Origin of the sequence: Streptomyces sp. NBC_01171 (genome assembly GCF_045039805.1) — a bacterium.
GTDB lineage: Bacteria > Actinomycetota > Actinomycetes > Streptomycetales > Streptomycetaceae > Streptomyces.
This window is the reverse complement of sequence record NZ_CP108609.1, coordinates 282,895-300,152: the sequence shown is the minus strand read 5'-3', so window position 1 is coordinate 300,152 and position 17,258 is coordinate 282,895. Positions and strand designations below refer to the sequence as shown.

Here is a 17,258-nt window from a genome sequence, read left to right as displayed (position 1 = left end):
AGGGAGGCCCTACGGCAGGGTCCGGCACAGCAGTGCGGCCGGGCCCTGTTGGGCGCCGAGCCGGGTGGTGAAGGCGATCCCGGCCGCGTACTCGTTCACCGCGCACTGGCCCTTGTACGCGCCCTCGGCGAACTCGCCGCCCGCGCCGTCCGAGGGCCGGTTGTCCGAGCGGTCGAACCACACGGTCCGCCCGCCGCCCCCGAGCGCGGAGCGGCCCGGTGCGCACAGCGCCGCCGACACCCGCGCGCCGCGCAGGCTGTAGCCGATCAGGAACGCGCCGGACGGGCACTGCAACTTGGTGTACCCGGACGCCCAGTCGCCGGACACGAACCGCTCGTCCTTGACGACGCTCTGCGCGCCGTCCGCCGCACGGAGTTCGGCCGCCTCCGCGTCCGTGCACAGCCCGCGCCCGCCGGTGTGGCTCAGCCCGGTCAGCCGCAGCCCGTCCGGGCAGGCCGCCTTGTACGCGCCCGAGTCCCAGTCGCCGGTACCGCGCACCCGCAGCGAGGCAACCGCGTCCCCGCGGTCGGTGTCCAGCATCTTCCACACGGCGGCCGTCGGCACCGGCCCGGTCTTCCCCGGTGTGTCCATCAGGTGCCGCCAGGCCGGGGCCCGCCAGTCGCCGGAGTCGAGGAGCCCGGAGCGGCGCCCGCCCTCGTCGTAGCGGAGCAGCGCCCAGTCGTCGTGCCCGTCGAAGCCGACCAGCGGCCAGTAGGCGAAGTCGGCGTCGTGCTCGGTGAAGTAGTCGGTGATGTTCCCGAACCAGGCGCGGGTCGCCAGGTTGGTCTCCCCGGCCCCGGCGCCGAACTCGCTGATCCACACCGGCGCGGTGTAGTGGCGGCCGGACTCCTCCACGAAGAACGCCTCGTCGGTGAGCGCCGTGTTCAACTCGTCGCGGGACAGGTCCTGGTAGCGGGCGTCGTGCGTCTCGCCGATCCCGCTGGCGCCGCTGTGCCGGGGGCCGGTGTAGCCGTAGAAGTGGGCCGAGTAGACGAGCTTGTGGGAGTCGACCAGGGTGTGCGAGAGGGCGCGGGCCGGGGTCAACTGCGGGCGTCCGTGCGGGAGTCCGTCGACCGGGAGGCCGGTCCAGTTGATGCCCTCGATCACGATGAGCAGCCGGGGGTTGGCCTCGGTGAGGATGCGGTCGCCGGCCGTCTGGGCCGCCGCGTACCAGTCGTGCGCGTCGCCCAGGCCCCAGTTGGGGTCGTCCAGGATGTCCCGGCGGACCTCGTTGTACAGGTCGGCGCCGACCACACCGGACACGTCGGCGTAGCGGCGGGCCATGAACACCCAGTCGTCCGCCCACTGTTGAGTGGACTGGCTGCTGTTCCACCGCTCGTTGCCGTCGACGCCGCAGCACCAGCGGGAGGTGTTGGTGTGGTTGTTCAGGATCACGGCGAACCCGGCCTGGCTGAGCGCGTCCACCACGGCGTCGTACACCTGGAGCGGGGTCTTGCCGCGCCACTGCGGGTTGGCGGCAACTGCCGCGTCCGGGACGGGAGTCGCGCGGTGGACCAGCTCGTTGGAGAACGGCAGCCGGATCGTGTTGACGCCCAGCTCCCGGAAGTCGGAGAGCAGTCGGGCGACCGGGACCCGGTCGAGGCCGAGCGGGATGTCGTGCGCGTTCTGGCCCGCGTGGTGGTTGGCCGGGTCGTCCACGCTGCCGCTGCCGTTCCAGGAGCCCTGTGCGCCGTCCCAGTTGGCGGCCTTCAGCCGGAACCGGTTCCCCCGGCTGTCCACGATGTACCGGCCCCGAGTCGACAGCGGGGCCGACCAGTCGGCGGCCACCCGGGTTGTGGCGTGCGCGACCGGGGCCGGTGTCGGCGCCGGTGCGGCATGTGCCGTGACGGTCATGCTGGAGGCGAGCAGCAGCCCGGCGGCGGTGGCGGCCAGACGCAGGGAACGGGGAGCGGTCGGCATGGAGGCGGCCCTCGGCTGTGATGGGGGGTGGGAGCGCGGGAAGGTGTGGTGCGCAGTGTCCACCACACCGCACCCGTCACGGAAGGCGCCCGGCGGCCGGTCGCGTCACACCCGTTCACACCCCAACTCTTATGCGTTGATGGGGAGTTCGGCCCAGATGGTCTTGCCCCGGTGTTCCCGCCTGGTGCCCCAGCGCTCGGTGAGCTGTGAGGTGATGGTCAGCCCGCGCCCGTGCTCGTCGTCGTCCTCGGCCTGCCGCAACTGCGGGGCCGTGCTGCTGTCGTCGGTGACCTCGATGATCAGGGCCTGGTCGCGGACCAGCCGCAGCCGGATCGGCCCCTCGGAGTAGCGGATCGCGTTGGTCACCAGCTCGCTGACCACCAGGGTCGCGGTGAACGCCAGGTCCGCCAGGTGCCAGTGCTCCAGCCGTTCGGCGGTGCGCTCACGGGCCAGCGCGACCGCCTGCGGCTCGTTCGGCAGCGACCAGGAGGCCACCTTGTCGGCGCCCAGGGTGAGCGTGCGGGCGACCAGCAGCACCCCGTCGTCGGCCGGGTGTCGCGGCGCCAGATCGTGCAGCAGGGCGTCGCAGATGTCCGGCAGAGGGCGGTCCCGCCGTTGCAACGCCTTGCTGATTCGGGTCAGTCGGTCTCCGGAGTCCGGGCTCGCGTCCCGCAGCAGCACGGGGTCGCAGAGCACCAGGAGCGTGCCCTCCGGCACGTCGAAGTGCCCCGTGCGATAGCGGGGCGCACCCCGGCCCAGCGCGGGGCCGACCGGCACCTGCGCGAAGGTCACCGGCTCGTCGGGCCGGGCCACGGCGGGCGGCGGATGGCCCGCGCTGGCCACCGTGCACCGGCGCGCCACCGGGTCGTAGACCGTGTACAGACACGAGGTGCCCGCGCGCAGGCTGTCCAGGGACTCGTCCGGGTGCCGCGACTCCTCGGCGTCCAGCCGGCCCACCAGGTCGTGCAGCCGTTCCATCAGCTCCTCGGGCGGCAGGTCGAGCGAGGCCAGCGCGCCGATCGCGGCCCGCAGACCGCCCATGGTGACGGCGGCCCGGATGCCCCGCGTCGGCGGCTCCCCGATGACCAGCGCCACCCGAGCCCCGGACAGCGGGATGATGTCGAACCAGTCCCCGCTGGTGCTGCTCGGTACATAGCTGTGCGCGGTGGCCACCGCACTGTGCCCCGGCACATGCGCCGGCCGCAGACTGAGCTGGAGGATACGGGCCACCGACCGCTCCCGCGTGTACAGGCGGGCGTTGTCCAGGCACAGCGCGGTGTGCCGGGTCAGTTCGGTGGCCAGCCGCAGGTCGTCCTCGGTGAACGGCGCGGTGCCCCGGCCCCGGTAGAACCGTGCCAGGCCCAGCACCCCGCCCCGCGCGGCCAGCGGCACCGCCATCCCGGAGTGCGCGCCGTTCGCCTGCGCGACCTCCTGCCCGCTGTGTCCGAGGGGCGCCGTGTCGTGTTCGATGATGAGCACCGGGCGCCCCTCGGTCAGCACCTCCTTGTAATGCGAGGTGAGCCCCGGCTCCATCACACAGCCGACCTCCACCGCCTGGTGCCCGTTCGCCGCCCGCACCGACCGGGACCCGGCGCAGCGCAGCAGCAGATCGCGGTCCAGGGACTCCGCCGTCGGCACATCGCCCCGCAGCACCGCGTCCAGCACGTCCACCACGATGGTGTCGGCCAGGTCCGGCACGCCGATGTCGGCGAGTTCCTGCGCGGTGTGCACCGTGTCCAGGCTGGTGCCGATCCGGGCGCTCGCCGCCCGCAGCACGCTCAGCCGGACCTGCGCTCGGTGCCGCTCGGTGGCGTCCACCACGCTGAGCGCCACCCCGCGCAGCCCGCCGTCCGCGTCCCGCAGCCGGAACGCGGACAGCGACAGCACCCGGTCCGGCGCGTCCGGGGTGGCCCCGCCCGCCACCTCCACGTCCCGTCGGGGCTCCCCGGTGGCCAGCACCTCGCGCAGCAGGGCCTCCACCGGCTCCTGGTGCAGCCCGGCCGCCCAGTGCCTCAGCGGCTGCCCCAGCGCGCCGGCCGGCGGCAGTGCGGAGAAGTCACCGGCCGCCTCGTTGAAGCCCACCAGCCGCAGCATGCCGTCGAGCACGTACAGCGGGTGCGGCGAGTCGGCGAAGAGCGCGTCGAGTACAGACCTGTCCAGGTCACGGCCACGCTCCGGAGCCCTGTCGTGCGATGAGTCCACCCCTCCAGACTGCGCCCGCGAGCCGCGTCATGTCGTGCCGACCGACCCCCGTCCACCTGCCGTCCGCACCGTTCGTGCCCCACCCCCATCTGTGCCAAGCTCGACACATGACTCCCGCGAACACGACCGGCAACGAAGGCACCACGCTGTACTACGGCGACCTGTCCGCGCCGCACGTGCTCCAGGTCTTCCTGGAGATGCGCGACCGTGCCTCCGCCCGTATGGCCAAGACGCTCCTGGACACCATCCAGAAGGGCGCCGACGACGGAAAGTACGCGGTGAAGTTCCACTTCGCCGGGACGATGGACGACACCGTGGGCGGCAACGGCGACCAGAAGGCCCTCAGCGCGCTCGCCGCCGCGAGCGACGAGGGGCAGAAGCAGTTCATCGAATACCTCGGCGCCCTCTTCGACAACCAGCCCTTCCCGCCCGCCGAGGACAAGTTCGCGCAAGGATCGGTGCTGCTCTCGGTCGCCGGGGACGTGGACGGCCTGCGCTCCGCCGACTTCGACCGCAAGGTCTCCGACGACACCTACCTGACCTGGGCCGGCGAGTCCATCTCCACCTTCGAGACCTTCGGTCTGCCCGGCACCCCGGCGGTCTGGTACGACAAGGAGAACATCCCGGTCACCACGGTCGAGGGCGAAGTGGACACCGACCCGCAGAAGTTCCTCGCCGCGATCAAGACGTCCTGACCCCGCCGGGTGCGCGCCCGCGCCGCTGGGTAGGGAACGACCGTCCGGCCATCGGGCCGGGCGGTCGACGCGCGTCGCGGACCGGCGCGCAGGGAGGGGACGGGGCGGATGACTACCGAGCGGCAGAGCGGCGGCCGGGTGCTGGCGGTCGCGGTGTACGACGGGCGGCTGCTTCTGGTGAGCCAGGGGGACGGTGGCGCCTGGACGCTGCCCTCCGGTACCGCCGAACCGGCCGAGACACCGGGCGCGACGGCCGAGCGGGTCGTCTACGAACTCACCGGCTACCTCGTCGACGGCACCGAACCGCTCGGCCCGGGCGACGGCGAGTCCCCCGACGCCGTGCCGGCCGTGGTGTGCCAGTTGCTCACCGACTCGCCCTCCGGCGGCGCCTCGCTGCCGCCCGAACAGATCCGCTGGGTCGCCTTCGAGGAGGCCGAGCGGGACGCGCTGCCGTCGGCCGTGCGCGCCTACCTCCAGGGACACAGCCCCGTCTGATCAGCCGGCGAGGAACTTCTCCCGGTCGACCACGGCCCGGTCGATCTCGCCCTCCGCGACCGGCGCGCCCGAGCCGTCTACGGCCCGCACCACGAAGGTGAGCCGCCCGCCCGAGATGCCCGGCGCCGGTTCGGCGGACACCGTCACGCGCCCGCCCACCGGCGTGGCCCGCAGATGCCGTACGCGCACGGCCGTGCCCACCGTGGTCCTGCCCGGTCCGGTGAACGGCTCCGCCGCCCGTACGGTCGCCGCCTCCAGCCACGCGATCAGCCGCGGCGTCCCCAGCACCGGCACGTCCCCGCTGCCCAGCGCCACCGCCGTGTCCGCCTCGGTCACCTCGTAGTCACCCATCCGCCCACGCTAGCGGGCGGGCGCGCGACAGGGGCGGTACGGAGAGACCCCCGTACCGCCCCGTCAGCCGTGCGGTGTCACCCGGCGGCAGCCTTCTCCGCCTCGTCCGGCTCGGGGTGACGGACGCTCAGGTGGAGCGAGTCGTCCTGCACGTCGGCGACGATCGTGTCGCCCTTCTCGACGCCGCCGGACAGCACCAGCTCCGCGATCCGGTTGTCCAGCTCGGTCTGGATCGTGCGGCGCAGCGGACGCGCACCGAACTCCGGCTTGTAGCCGTGCGCCACCAGCAGCTTCTTCGCCGCCTCGGTGACCTCCAGACCGATGCCCTGCGCCCGCACCCGCCTGGCGCTGCGCGCCAGCAGCAGGTCGATGATGTGCCCCAGGTTCTGCTCGCTGAGCGCGTGGAAGACGATCGTCTCGTCGATCCGGTTGAGGAACTCCGGCGGGAAGTGCCCCTGCAGCACCGACTCCAGCTCGCCCCGGATCTCGTCCACCTTGCCCTGGTGGGCGAGGATCAACTGCGAGCCGATGTTGCTCGTCAGGATGACCACCGTGTTGCGGAAGTCCACGGTACGGCCCTGCGAGTCGGTCAGCCGGCCGTCGTCCAGCACCTGGAGCAGCGTGTGGAAGACGTCCGGGTGCGCCTTCTCCACCTCGTCGAACAGCACGACGCTGTACGGCTGGCGGCGCACCTTCTCGGTGAGCTGGCCGGCCTCGTCGTACCCGACGTAGCCGGGCGGGGAGCCGACCAGGCGGGAGACCGTGTGCTTCTCCTGGAACTCGCTCATGTCGAACCGGATGAGCCGGTCCTCGTCGCCGAAGAGCAGCTCCGCGAGCGCCTTCGCCAGCTCCGTCTTGCCGACACCGGTCGGACCGAGGAACAGGAAGGAACCCACCGGACGGTCCGGGTCGCCCATGCCCGCCCGGTTGCGGCGCACCGCCTGCGCGATGGCGAGGACCGCCTCGTCCTGGCCGACCACGCGGTCGTGCAGCGCGTCCTCCAGCTTGAGCAGGCGCTCCTTCTCGCTCTCGGTCAACTGCGCCACCGGGATGCCCGTCCGGCGGGACACGATCTCCGCGATGTCGTTCTCGGTGACCGCGACCACTCCCTCGCGGCGCTCCTCGATCTGCGCGAGTTCGGTCTCGATCTCGGCGATCCTGTGCTTCAGCTCCTTGGCGCGGTCGAACTCCTCGGTGGCGACCGCCTCGTCCTTCTCCCGGTTCAGCCGGGCGAGGCTGTCCTCGCGGTCCTGCACCTCCTTGGACTTGCCCCGCGAGCGCAGCCGCACCCGCGCACCGGCCTGGTCCAGCAGGTCGATCGCCTTGTCGGGCAGGAACCGGTCCGCGATGTACCGGTCCGACAGCTCGGCCGCCGCGACCAGCGCCGCGTCGCTGAACCGGACCTGGTGGTGCGCCTCGTAGGCGTCGCGCAGCCCCTCCAGGATCTGGACCGTCTCCTCGACGGTGGGCTCCGGCACCTTCACCGGCTGGAACCGGCGCTCCAGCGCGGAGTCCTTCTCCACGTACCTGCGGTACTCGTCCAGCGTGGTGGCGCCGACGACATGCAGTTCGCCACGGGCGAGGGCGGGCTTGAGGATGTTCCCGGCGTCCATCGAGCCCTCGCCGCCGGAACCGGCGCCGACGACCGTGTGCAGCTCGTCGATGAAGAGGATCACGTCCTGCGAGGCGGACGTCACCTCGTCGATGACCTTCTTCAGCCGCTCCTCGAACTCGCCCCGGTACTTGGCCCCGGCCACCAGACCGGCCAGGTCCAGCTCGACGACGCGGCGGCCCTCCAGCGTGCGCGGTACGTCACCGGAGACGACCCGCTGGGCGAGGCCCTCCACGATGGCGGTCTTGCCGACACCGGGCTCACCTATCAGCACCGGGTTGTTCTTGGACCGGCGGGACAGGATCTCGATGGTCTGTTCGATCTCCTCGCCGCGCCCCACCACCGGGTCGAGCTTCCCGGCGCGGGCGTCGGCGGTCAGGTCGCGCCCGTACTCGTCCAGCGTGGGCGTGCTGCTCGGCTCCTGGCGAGCCTCCGCCTTCGCGGCGGAACCGGCGTCGCGGGCCACCCGGTCGGTGTCCACGCCCAGATTGCGGGCCACCGAGGCGGCCTGGTCGTTGCCCGGGTCGAGCAGCGCCTGGAGGATGTGCTCCGGCCCGATGTACGAGGCACCGGTCGCCTGCGAGCGGGCGTGCGCGCCGATCAGCACGCGCTTGGCCGCCGGGGTGAGACCCGGCTCGGCCGAGGGGGTGCCGCTGCCCGAGGGCAGGGCCGCCTCCAGCTCCGTGGCCAGGTTGTCCGGGTCGGTACCGGAGCGGGCGAGCAGGGTGCGGGAGGGCTCGACCTGGGTGGCCGCCCACAGCAGATGCTCGGTGTCGAGGTCCTCGCTGCCGTCCTCGGCGGCACGCCGCGAGGCGCGCGCGATGAGTTCACGCGCGGAGTCGGTCAGCAGCCGGCCGACCGGAACGCGCTGCACCGCCGGTGGCGAGGACGCCGTGGACATACCGAAGAAACGATTGAGCAGGTCGGAAAACGGGTCCGACGATCCGAAAGATCCGAACGCACCCATAGGTGGCACTGACATATGCGCATCAGCCTCCTCTGTCTTCCCTCGCGGGAACCCCACCTAATCACAGAGGAGTTACGAAAGTCGTCGGCGACCGCACATCCAACTGCCGCCCGGATCAGTGGTGGAGAAGCCGTCCCAACAGCAGATACGCGCGCTGTTCGGCCGCCGCCAGGGCCGCCGGGTCGATGCCCGCCGACAGCAGTTCGCCCGCCGCCGCGTCGTCCGCCTCGCGCAACTCGACCACGCTGGCGGCGAGATCGACCGGGATCACCGGATGCGGCGGCCGGGACCGGAAGGCCAGCGCCCGCTCGGCCCGCTCGGTCGCCTCGGTGCACTGCGCCAGCGCCCGCTCCACCCGCACCGCCGCCCGGTCGTGCACCACCAGCAGCGCGCACACCAGCCCGATGACGATGCCGAGCAGCGACCCGAGCCCCCGGTCCACGATCAGCTCCTCCGGCGACTCCGGGTCGGCCAGATCGCTCAGCAGCAGCGCCAGCGGGGTCAGGAAGACCACGCCCAGGCCGTAGTTGCGCACGACCATGTACTCCATCAGGAACTCCAGCGCCACGATCACCAGCGCCAGCAGCACCGGCGCAGGATGCCCGGCCAGTACCCCGAGCGCGATCATCAGCCCGAGCGCCGTGCCCAGGGTGCGCTGCACCGCCCGCTGGACCGTGGTGCGGACGTTCACCGAGTGCAGTACGGCCGCCGCCGAGATCGCCGCCCAGTAGCCGTGGCCCAGACCGAGCGCCAGCGCGGCACTGCCCGCCACCAGGGTGCCCAGCACCATCCGCAGCGCCGGTACCAGCAGTACCGACACCGGTTTGCGCCCGCCGGGCCGCCCCCGTACCAGCATCCAGGCCCGCCGCGCCGCCGGATCGTCCGGCACCGGCGCGCGCGGCGAGAAGCGGCGGCCCGGCTCCGGGGGCAGCGAGGAGTACGCGGCCAGGTCGGCCAGCACCTGCGGATACCGCTGGTGCCGGTCGGCCAGCATGCCCGCCTGGGTACGCAGCAGCCGGGCCAGCTCCGGCGGGTCCTCGGGGGTGCCGCGCGTGGAGTCGATCAGCAGCGACCAGGACAGGTCGGCCAGCCGGACACAGGTGTTGTCCTCACCGGGCCGCTTGGAGGTGGTCGGCGGCGCCAGCCCGAGGGAGTCGTACGCCTGGAGCACGGCGGCCGTCGCCCGGTGCCGGGAGCGGCCCACCCCGCCCCGGGCCGAGTCCAGCAGCCCGGCGAGCTGTCGCAGCGCGGCGGCCACCGCGAGCCGCTGCGGCCGGTCCGGGTGGACCAGACGGCCCAGCAGCGCCAGCGCCCACGCCATCAGCGAGCCCACCGCGGCCATGCCCGTACGGGGGAGGACCTGGCCGGGCGTGGTCGTGGCGTTGGCGGCCACCGCGAAGGAGAACAGCAGCAGGATCGCGCCCAGCCCGCCGAGCCCGGTCGCGTCGCACACGTACTTGCACACGCCCGCCACCAGCGCCGTCGCCGCTACCACCCCCGCCGCGCCGGCCACACTGGACCAGGGATGCGCCACCGAGGAAAGCGCCGAACCGAGGCCCACACAGGCCGTCATGGCGAGCGCGACCCACCCCAGCACCCACGCCCGGCGGCGGTAGGGCAGATTCCGGCCGAAGGTCGTGGTGAACGCCCCGAGCATCCCGTACACCGCGAGATCGGGGCGCCCGGCCAGCACCACCGGCAGGCCCGCGAGCGCCATGGCCAGCGCCGCGCGCACCGCGAACAGCAGCGCGCCGTCCACCCGCTGGAGGGCCAGCACCCCGCGCGGGAACAGCACGTGCCCGACGCCGGAGGTGTCCCACCGGCGCCAGCCGCCACTGCCGGCGGGGGAGGAACGGCGCGAAGGGGGCATGTTCGGTGTATACCACCTGGCCCCGCCCCAGTCCTGATCGACTTGTGCGGGCCGTGAGCGGGGGTGTCATCCGCCGGGCCGGAAGCGGCGGACGGGGCTAGGGTGAGGCCGTATGAGCATGTGGCTGCCGGTGTCCGCGGTTCCCAGGCTCGGCGGCTCACTCGTCGTCGGAGCGATCGTCGGCCTTGTCGTCGGCCTGACCGGTCATCCGGCGCCGCTGGCCATCCTGTCCGGCATCGCCGCCGTGGGCACCGTCTTCGTGGTCACCGGCTGGATGGTGCTGTGGCCCATGGACGCCGACGCCACCCACGCCAACGCCCGCCGCGAGGACTTCCGGCCCGCGATGGACGAACTCGTGGTCGTCGGCGTCTCCCTCTGCGGGCTCGGGGGCATCGTGCTGATGCTGGTCGCGCACCGCTCCGGAGCCGACACCGGCGCCGCCGCGGCCATCGCGCTGCTCGGCGTCCTCATGGCCTGGGCCGCGCTGCACCTGATGTACACGACCCGTTACGCCTATCTGTACTACGGCCCGGCCGAGGGCGGCATCGACTTCAACTCCGAGCGGAAGCCCGCCTATCCGGACTTCTTCTACTTCAGCTACAACCTCGGCATGACCTACCAGGTCTCCGACACCAGCGTCTCCCACCCGCTGATCCGGTCGGTGGCGCTCCGGCACTGCCTGCTGTCGTACCTGTTCGGCATCAGCGTGCTGGCCACCACCATCAACCTGGTCGCGGGCGTCGTCACCGGCTGATCAGCAGGCGCCGACCCACTCCGTGGCGCCGTCCGTGAAGATCTGCCGCTTCCAGACGGGGACCTCGTGCTTGAGGGTGTCGATCAGCTTCCGGCATGCCGCGAACGCCTCCGCCCGGTGCGGGCAGGAGACCGCGGTGATCACCGCGACGTCCCCGATCGCCAGCAGACCCGTACGGTGCACGGCGGCCAGCGCGCGCACCGGGAACTCGGCCGCGATCTCCTCGGCCACCCGGCGCAGCTCGGCCTCGGCGGAGGGGTGCGCGCTGTACTCGAGGGACGACACGGACCTGCCGCCGTCGTGGTCGCGGACCGTGCCGACGAACAGCGCGGTGCCGCCCGCCGCGTCGTCACCGACCGCGCCGTACACCTCGTCGAGGGAGAGCGGTGTGTCGCGCAGGCCGAGCAGGCGGATGGGGGAGGGGAGCAGGGTGGGGGCGGGGTGGAGCGACATGGTGTGATCCGGTTTCCGGGTGCGTGGGGACAGGGGCGAGCGGGTGCGGGGCCGGTCAGCCGCCGGCGAAGGGCGGGAGCACCTCGACCACGGCGCCGTCCCGCAGCGTGACCGTGGCGTGGTCGCGGACGCCGACCGGGTCGCCGTCCACCAGGAAGGAGCAGACCGCCAGCACCTGCGCGAAGCGCGGCTCGTCCGCGTGGCGCGACCGCGCCTGCTCCAGTGCCTGGGCGAGGGTCCCCGCCCGGTAGGACTCCTCCGCCGTGCCTGCCGCGCCCTTGGCCGCGGCCCAGTAGCGGATGGTGCCCGTTGATGCCGTCTTCGTCTCCATGTCCTTCGCCTTCTCGGGTGGGTCGTTTCTGAGGTGGTCGGGGGTGGGTCAGCCGGTGGGCAGCGGCAGCAGCTCCACCGCGTCCCCGGCCGCGGCCCCGCCGGGCGGGACCACGGCCAGCGCGTCGGCCAGGGCCAGCCCGCGCAGCATCGCCGGGCCGTCGTACGGCAGCGGCGCCACACCGGTGCCCGCCGTGCGCACCGGCAGCAGCCGGGTGTCGCGCGGGTGCCCGGGCAGCGCCTCGGCGGTCACGGCACCGCGCGGCTCGGAGTCGGCGTGGCCGCCGAGCGCGCGCAGCAGAGGCACGGCCAGGGTGGCCGTACCCGCCACGGCGGCCAGCGGGTTGCCGGGCAGCCCGACCAGGCGCCGGGCGCGGCCGTCCGCCGTGGCGGGCAGCTCGGCCAGCAGCATCGGGTGGCCCGGCCGTACCGACACGGAGTCGACGATCAGCGGGGCGTCCAGCAGCCGCAGCGTCTCGTGCAGGAAGTCCACGGGCCCGGCCGCCGTGCTGCCGGTGGTGATCACGACGTCGGCGGGGGAGTGGGCCACCGCCTCGCGCAGCTCCGCCAGCCGGTCCGCCACGCGGTGACAGCCGATCACCTCGGCGCCCAGACCGCGCAGCCAGGACGGCAGCAGCGGGCCGAGCGCGTCGCGGACCCAGCCGCCGCGCGGCACCCCGCCGTCCAGCAGCTCGTCACCCAGGACGAACAGCTCCACGCTGGGCCGCCGGTGCACCACCAGCCGGTCGTAGCCGCTCGCCGCCGCCAGGCCCAGCACGGACGGGGTGACGGTGGTCCCGGCCGGGAGCAGCGGCTCACCGCTCGCGCACTCCTGCCCGCGCGGGCGCACGTCGTGGCCCTCGGGGAGGGGGCCGGGGGCGGCGAGGTGGAGCAGGCTCGTGGACCGCTCCACCTCGCCGTGCTCGCGGCGCAGTACGGCGCTCGCCCCCGGCGGCAGCGGCGCGCCGGTGGCGATCGGCACGGCGGTGCCGGCCGCGAGCGGTTCCGGCTGCTGCCCGGCGAGCACGCCCCGCTCCCCCAACTGCCAGGGGCCGGGCCCGGACACGGCCCAGCCGTCCATGGCGGAGGTGGCGAACGGCGGCAGGTCGGTCAGCGCCGTCAGCGGCTCGGCCAGGGCATGGCCGAGCGCGTCCTGAAGGGTGCGCGGCACACCGGGCAGCGCGGGCCCGGCGGCGGCGCGCGCCAGGGAACGGGCCCGTTCCCAGGACGGGTGGTGCGCCGGGAGGCCGGTCATAGCGCCGTCGCGCCGTTCTCACGCTCGGCGGCCCACTGCTCGGCCAGCCCGGTCACCTTCCGGTTCGCCTCCGACACCGCACCGGCGCCGCCGGCCTGAAGCGCGGCCGCGTAACCGACCAGGAAGGAGGTGATCGGGGCGGCCGGGCGGGCCACCTCGTGCGCGACCACCTTGGTCATGTCCAGCAGCTCGGCGATGTCGACATCGAGGTCGATGCCCAGCTCGGCCTTGGCCGCCGCGATCCATTCGTGCATCCGGTTCACTTCGTCGGTCCTCACTCGTGGTGTCGGTACGGGACTCAGCCGCCGATGGCCGACATGGGCCGGTCGGGACGGCGGAAGTCCTCGCTGTTGATGGCGTGGCCGGGGCCCTTGACGGCGATGCAGGAGCGCCAGGCGGCCTCGAGCGCGTCGTCGTCGGCGCCCGCGCGGAGCAGGGCACGCAGGTCGGACTCCTTGGTGGCGAACAGGCAGTTGCGCAACTGCCCGTCGGCGGTGAGCCGTACCCGGTCACAGTTGCCGCAGAACGGCCGGGTGACGCTGGCGATGACACCCACGCAGGAGTCGGTTCCGTCGATCCGCCACTCCTCGGCCGGGGCGTTGTCCTCGCGGGGTACGGGGGTGAGGGTGAAACGCTCGCCGATACGGTCCAGGATCTCGGCGGCGGTGACCATCTTCTCCCGCTCCCAGGCGCCCTGGGCGTCCAGCGGCATCGACTCGATGAACCGCATCCGGTAGCCGTTCTCCACGGCGAACGCGGTCAGGTCCGCGATCTCGTCGTCGTTCACCCCGCGCACCGGCACCGCGTTCACCTTGACCGGGTCCAGCCCGGCTGCGCGGGCCGCGCGCAGCCCCTCCAGCACGTCGGGGAACCGGTCGCGCCGGGTGATGGCGGCGAACCGCTCCGGGCGCAGGGTGTCCAGGCTGACGTTGACCCGCCCGAGCCCGGCCTCGCGCAGCGCGACGGCGGTACGGGCGAGCCCGATGCCGTTGGTCGTGATGGAGAGCTCGGGCGCCGTTTCCAGCGCGGACAGCCGGGCGATCAGACCGGGCAGGCCCCGGCGCACCAGCGGTTCACCGCCGGTCAGCCGGACCTCGGTGATGCCCAGGCGCCCGGTCGCGATGTCGACCAGGCGGACGATCTCGTCGTCGGTGAGCAACTCGTCCTTGGGCAGCCAGGCCAGGCCCTCGGCGGGCATGCAGTACGTGCAGCGCAGGTTGCAGCGGTCGGTCAGGGACAGGCGGAGGTCGGTGTGGACGCGGCCGAAGCGGTCCACCAGGGGCTTCGGGGCGGTGCGCCGACGCGTACCGGGGACGGCGGGGTCGCTGTGCTGGTCGGTGAGCGGTCGGGACACGGGCCTGCCTTCTTCCTGTGCTGCCGGTCGGCGGTCGTACGGTGTGCGGTCTCCCCGCACCGGGAGGCTGTGGCGTGCTCCGGATGGACGTGCGGTGCGCACCGGCCGCCCGGCGCCGGGGACGCCGCCCGGCTCCACCAGGCGGGGCCGCGGCGCGACGCGTCCGCGACGCCGGCGCGGCCGGGACACACTCCGATGATCATCACGGTCGGCGGCCCGGCCCCCGGACATCGCCACGCCGTCGGCCGCCGCCCCCCGGCCCGCGCGCTCGGCGCGGGCACGGGAGAGCCGGCGCAGGGCGCGGCACGTCATGGCGCGTCGGGTGTTCACGGCGCTACGCGGTGGACCGGTGCGTGGGCGGCGACGGGGATGTGCTGGACGCCGATCCGCTTGCGGAACACCCAGTAGGTCCAGCCCTGGTAGAGCAGCACCAGCGGGGTGGCGAACCCGGCGACCCAGGTGATGATCCCCAGCGTGTACGAACCGGCGGCCGCGTTGGTCGCGGTCAGGCTCCAGGCCGCGTTCAGGCTGGACGGCATCACCTGCGGGAACAGGGCGAGGAAGAGCATCGCCGTGGACGCCACCACGCTCAGCCCGGAGGCGACGAACGCCCGCCCCTCGCGGGCACCGAAGTTGAAGCCCAGCGACACCAGCACCGCGAGCACGGCGACGGCCTCCGCGACCAGGCTGCGCACGTTGCCGGTGTCGACCTGGGTCCAGGTCAGGAAGGCCAGCAGGAGCAGGACGGTCAGCACACCGGCGGTCTGGGCCAGGTGCCGCGCCCGGTGCCGGATGCTGCCCACCGTCTTCAGCGAGGCGAACACCGCGCCGTGGAAGGTGAAGAGCACGGTCGTGGTCACGCCGCCCAGCAGCGCGTACGGCTGGACCAGTTCGGCGAGGCCACCGTGGTACTCGTGGTCGGCGCCGATCGGCAGGCCGTGGACCATGGCGGCGAACAGCACGCCCCACAGGAAGGCCAACACCAGCGAGGTGACGAAGACGATCGCCTCCCAGTTGCGCTTCCAGCGCTCACCGTCGCGCTTGTGCCGGTACTCGAAGGCCACACCGCGCAGGATCAGGCAGATGAGGATGACGAACATCGGCAGGTAGAAGCCGCTGAACATCGTGGCGTACCAGTCGGGGAAGGCGGCGAAGGTCGCACCGGCCGCGGTGACCAGCCAGACCTCGTTGCCGTCCCAGACGGGGCCGATGGTGTTGAGCAGGACGCGGCGCTCGGTCTCCCCGCGGGCGAGCACCCGGGTCAGGATGCCCACGCCGAAGTCGAAGCCCTCCAGGAAGAAGTAGCCGACCCACAGCAGGGCTATGACGAAGAACCAGAGGTCATGGAGATGCACGGTTCCGGACTCTCTCTAACTGATCAGTAGGCGAAGGCGAGCGGCTTGTCGGCGTCCCTCGGGGAGCCTTCGAGCGTGGAGTCTCCGCCGAGCTTGATGTCCCTGAGCGGTGGCCGCTCGGAGGTGACCGGTCCGCCGCCCGCGTACTTCACCAGCAGCTTGAGTTCGACCACGGCGAGCGCGATGTACAGCAGGCTGAAGCCGATGAGCGTGATGAGCTGCTCGGTGAGCGAGACGTTCGGGGAGACCGCGTCCACGGTGCGCAGCAGGCCGGTGACGGCCCAGGGCTGACGGCCCATCGCGGTGAAGATCCAGCCGAAGGAGTTGGCGATCACCGGGAAGGCCAGGGTGAAGATGCCGGCCCGCCAGGCCAGCCCGCTCGCCATCGCGCCGAGTTCGCGGTTCTTGGTGAGCATCAGCCGGGGCACGTCGAAGGAGCCGGTGCGGTGCTCGGGGGCGACCCAGAACTTCCGCCGCGTCAGCCAGAGTCCGGCCGCGCCGAGGCTGAAGGAGGTCATACCGAACAGGATCATCGCCCGGAAACCCCAGTACGTCATGGGGACGTTCGGGATGTACTCGGCCGGTGAGCCGCCGTACGCGGCCGCCTCGGCCCTGGCCGTGTCGTTGATGCCGGGGACGGCCGAGTGGAAGTCCTTGTGCGCCAGGAAGGAGAGCAGGCCGGGGACCTGGACGTCGACGCTGTTGCGCTGATGGGCGACGTCCGGGACGGAGAAGGCGGAGAAGGGGGCCGGCGCCTCCTTGTCCCACAGCGCCTCGGCGGCGGCCATTTTCATCGGCTGCTGCTCGAACATCACCTCGCCGAGCTTGTCACCGCTGATCGCGGTGCCCAGACCGAAGATCACGGCCAGCACCAGGCCGAGCCGCAGCGAGGTCCGCATGGCCGCGACCTGCTTGAGGTCGGTGGGCCGGCCCCGGCGCTGGAGCCGGGCCGCGCGCCACAGGTGGATGGCGGAGATGCCCATGACGAAGGCGGCGCCGGTCAGGAACGCGGCCGTCAGGGTGTGGGCGACCACCACCAGGTTGAGCTTCTGGAAGAGCACCGCGCCGATGTCGGTCAGATGCGCCTTGCCGGCCGCCTTGTCCAGGCTGAAGCCGACCGGGTTCTGCATGAAGGAGTTGGCGGCGAGGATGAAGTACGTCGACAGGATCGTGCCGATCGAGACCATCCAGATGCACGCGCAGTGGATCTTCTTGGGCAGCTTGTCCCAGCCGAAGATCCACAGTCCGATGAAGGTCGACTCGAAGAAGAAGGCCAGCAGGGCCTCCAGGGCGAGCGGCGCGCCGAAGACGTCGCCCACGAAGCGGGAGTAGGCGGACCAGTTCATGCCGAACTGGAACTCCTGCACCAGCCCGGTGACGACACCCATGGCGATGTTGATCAGGAAGAGCTTGCCCCAGAACTTGGTGGCGTGGAAGTACTTCGTCTTGCCCGTGCGGACGTACGCCGTCTCCAGGCCCGCCGTGATCGCCACCAGGCTGATGGTGAGGGGCACGAACAGGTAGTGGTAGACGGTGGTCATCCCGAACTGCCATCGTGCGATGGTGTCCGGGGCCAATGCCAGGTACACGGCAGGTCTCTCCCGAATGTGAATTCTCGATTGCTGTCCGTCGGCCAGCGTCGGGT

The 17,258-nt window shown here is 72.6% G+C and carries 15 protein-coding genes; 3 read left to right on the top strand and 12 right to left on the bottom strand.

What is annotated here, in order from left to right; genetic code table 11:
- Positions 1 to 9 precede the first annotated feature (9 nt).
- Together OG448_RS01355 and OG448_RS01350 are read right to left on the bottom strand one after the other, a co-directional pair.
- Positions 10 to 1,920 (bottom strand): glycoside hydrolase family 5 protein, encoded by a 1,911-nt coding sequence (locus tag OG448_RS01355; protein ID WP_405550830.1) that lies wholly within the window; start codon positions 1,918 to 1,920, stop codon positions 10 to 12.
- A 129-nt stretch (positions 1,921 to 2,049) separates the two neighbouring features.
- Entirely contained in the window at positions 2,050 to 4,122 is a 2,073-nt protein-coding gene (locus OG448_RS01350) for a SpoIIE family protein phosphatase (protein WP_405550829.1), read from the bottom strand.
- Positions 4,123 to 4,229: 107 nt separating this feature from the next.
- On the opposite strand from OG448_RS01350, the gene OG448_RS01345 reads away from it, so the two are divergent.
- Positions 4,230 to 4,817, top strand: a complete 588-nt coding sequence (locus OG448_RS01345; RefSeq protein WP_405550828.1) for a thioredoxin domain-containing protein — start codon at positions 4,230 to 4,232, stop codon at positions 4,815 to 4,817.
- Between the two features lie 108 nt (positions 4,818 to 4,925).
- Positions 4,926 to 5,312, top strand: coding sequence for an NUDIX hydrolase (locus tag OG448_RS01340; protein ID WP_405550825.1), 387 nt, complete (start codon positions 4,926 to 4,928; stop codon positions 5,310 to 5,312).
- Here the strand turns inward: OG448_RS01340 and OG448_RS01335 are convergent, their stop codons facing one another.
- From OG448_RS01335 to OG448_RS01325, 3 genes are all read right to left on the bottom strand, one after another.
- On the bottom strand, positions 5,313 to 5,663 hold the full coding sequence (locus OG448_RS01335; protein ID WP_405550823.1) for a thioesterase family protein: 351 nt from the start codon (positions 5,661 to 5,663) through the stop codon (positions 5,313 to 5,315). It abuts the gene before it with no gap.
- A 77-nt stretch (positions 5,664 to 5,740) separates the two neighbouring features.
- Complete coding sequence (locus OG448_RS01330) at positions 5,741 to 8,257, bottom strand: ATP-dependent Clp protease ATP-binding subunit (RefSeq protein ID WP_405550821.1); 2,517 nt, start codon at positions 8,255 to 8,257, stop codon at positions 5,741 to 5,743.
- Positions 8,258 to 8,357: 100 nt separating this feature from the next.
- A complete protein-coding gene (locus OG448_RS01325) occupies positions 8,358 to 10,112 on the bottom strand; it encodes an FUSC family protein (RefSeq protein WP_405550819.1) in 1,755 nt (584 codons plus the stop codon).
- Between the two features lie 112 nt (positions 10,113 to 10,224).
- On the opposite strand from OG448_RS01325, the gene OG448_RS01320 reads away from it, so the two are divergent.
- Positions 10,225 to 10,866: a DUF1345 domain-containing protein gene (locus tag OG448_RS01320; protein WP_405550818.1), complete on the top strand. Its 642-nt coding sequence runs from the start codon at positions 10,225 to 10,227 to the stop codon at positions 10,864 to 10,866.
- Here the strand turns inward: OG448_RS01320 and OG448_RS01315 are convergent, their stop codons facing one another.
- The 7 genes from OG448_RS01315 to OG448_RS01285 form a co-directional block, all read right to left on the bottom strand.
- Positions 10,867 to 11,319: a molybdenum cofactor biosynthesis protein MoaE gene (locus OG448_RS01315; RefSeq protein WP_405550817.1), complete on the bottom strand. Its 453-nt coding sequence runs from the start codon at positions 11,317 to 11,319 to the stop codon at positions 10,867 to 10,869. It abuts the gene before it with no gap.
- Positions 11,320 to 11,374: 55 nt separating this feature from the next.
- Positions 11,375 to 11,650 (bottom strand): MoaD/ThiS family protein, encoded by a 276-nt coding sequence (locus tag OG448_RS01310; protein WP_405550814.1) that lies wholly within the window; start codon positions 11,648 to 11,650, stop codon positions 11,375 to 11,377.
- Positions 11,651 to 11,698: 48 nt separating this feature from the next.
- A complete protein-coding gene (locus tag OG448_RS01305; RefSeq protein WP_405550812.1) occupies positions 11,699 to 12,904 on the bottom strand; it encodes a molybdopterin molybdotransferase MoeA in 1,206 nt (401 codons plus the stop codon).
- Positions 12,901 to 13,182 carry a DUF6457 domain-containing protein gene (locus tag OG448_RS01300; RefSeq protein ID WP_405550811.1) on the bottom strand — a complete coding sequence of 94 codons (282 nt, stop codon included), beginning with the start codon at positions 13,180 to 13,182 and terminating at the stop codon, positions 12,901 to 12,903. The genes OG448_RS01305 and OG448_RS01300 overlap by 4 nt, the downstream gene beginning before the upstream one ends.
- Before the next feature lie 20 nt (positions 13,183 to 13,202).
- A complete protein-coding gene (moaA, locus tag OG448_RS01295) occupies positions 13,203 to 14,258 on the bottom strand; it encodes a GTP 3',8-cyclase MoaA (protein WP_405550809.1) in 1,056 nt (351 codons plus the stop codon).
- A gap of 326 nt (positions 14,259 to 14,584) precedes the next feature.
- Entirely contained in the window at positions 14,585 to 15,613 is a 1,029-nt protein-coding gene (cydB, locus tag OG448_RS01290; protein ID WP_405550807.1) for a cytochrome d ubiquinol oxidase subunit II, read from the bottom strand.
- A gap of 23 nt (positions 15,614 to 15,636) precedes the next feature.
- The gene (locus OG448_RS01285) at positions 15,637 to 17,202 is read right to left on the bottom strand and encodes a cytochrome ubiquinol oxidase subunit I (protein WP_405550806.1); all 1,566 of its coding nucleotides are present in this window, start codon (positions 17,200 to 17,202) and stop codon (positions 15,637 to 15,639) included.
- Between the last annotated feature and the right edge of the window lie 56 nt (positions 17,203 to 17,258).